2 protein-coding genes are annotated in these 1,460 nt (G+C 44.5%); both read left to right on the top strand.

What is annotated here, in order from left to right; translation table 11 throughout:
• Nucleotides 1–781: ATP-binding cassette domain-containing protein (locus tag Q0314_RS09025; protein ID WP_298058399.1), on the top strand; the 781-nt coding region annotated here is incomplete at its 5' end.
• A gap of 14 nt (nt 782–795) precedes the next feature.
• Nucleotides 796–1,460: hypothetical protein (locus Q0314_RS09020; protein WP_298058397.1), on the top strand; the 665-nt coding region annotated here is incomplete at its 3' end.

The raw sequence follows: 1,460 nt of genomic DNA, 5'->3' as shown, positions 1-1,460 counted from the left end.
GGAGCTTAAATTTGACGAGCCATTTGGCAATCCTAGTACCTTTGACGTAAAATTTGAAAACGTAAATTTTACTTACGAGAATACAGACAGACCTTCGCTAAAAAACATAAATTTTCATCTGCCATCCAATAGCCTTACTGCTTTAGTCGGAGCTAGCGGTAGCGGCAAGACGACGATAACCAGGCTCATCATGCGCTACGCCGATGCAAATGCGGGCGATATAAAAATAGGCGGCGTAAATATAAAAAATATGAGCCAAAAAGAGCTATTAAAGCTCGCGAGTGTCGTATTTCAGGATGTTTATATCTTTGAAGACAGCGTGATAAACAACATAAAAATGAGCGCAAACGCGAGCCTCGACGAGGTGCGCGCGGCGGCAAAAGCGGCTAACTGCGATGAGTTCATAGAGCGTTTGCCGTACGGCTACGATACTGTCTTAAAAAGCGGACGGCTCAGCGGCGGCGAAGCTCAGCGTATATCGATCGCCAGAGCGATGCTAAAAGACGCGCCGATCGTAATCCTAGACGAGCCTACGGCGGCTCTGGATACGTCCAGCGAGGCAGCGGTGCAAAAAGCTATCTCTAAGCTTGTAAAAAACAAAACCGTTATAGTCGCGGCACATAGGCTCTCTACTATCGCTAGCGCGGATCAAATTTTAGTTTTTGACGGTGCAGAGTTGATCCAGCATGGAACCCACGAGCAGCTGATCGCCGCAGATGGAAAATACCGTCAAATGTGGCAAGCTAGCCAAAACGTCAAATCTTGGCGTATAAATCCATAAATTTAGGAGAAACGATGAAGGAATATAAATTCGCAAACGGCAAAATTTTAAGCTATGAGGACTCGGGCGAAAATTTTAGCCAGGTTTTGGTTTATCACCACGGTATGCTCGCACAGATGCCAAAGGCCGTAGCTAAATTTTGCGAGGAAAATCAAATAAGGCTCATTTTAGTATATCGCGGCGGGCATTTTAAAAGTTCGCTTTTTAAAAACGACGATACGTTATTAAAGTTTGGGCTTAGAATGAAGGAATTTTTAAGCGGCATAGGAGTAGTTAAATTTAGCGTTCTTGGCGAATCTACGGGCGCTATTTATACGCTTGCTACGGCAGCCGCATGCGAAAGGATGGTACAAAATTTATTTTTATTAAGCCCTTTTGTCGCTTTAAAAGAGCTTTTGCCGCTTTTTACAAACGGCGCTCAGTTGGAGCAAATTTACGGATTTTTACGAAACGCTAGTATCGACGAAGCCGTGATGGCTACTAAAAATATGTATGCAAACGCGAGTCCTACGATGCTGCGTTTAGTAGAGCCGCAGATCGAGGGCATCGGATTCGACTCGTGGATGCAGGCGCGCCCGCTGGGATTTGAGATTGACAAAATCGAGCAAAACTCTATCGTTTGGCACTCAAAAGAAGATAAAGAAGCGCTGTTTGAAGCATCATTGCAAATTTCAAAAAT

This window comes from uncultured Campylobacter sp. (assembly GCF_938040115.1).
GTDB lineage: Bacteria > Campylobacterota > Campylobacteria > Campylobacterales > Campylobacteraceae > Campylobacter_A.
The sequence above is the reverse complement of the archived record's forward strand: the minus strand, read 5'-3'. Positions and strand labels throughout refer to the sequence as shown.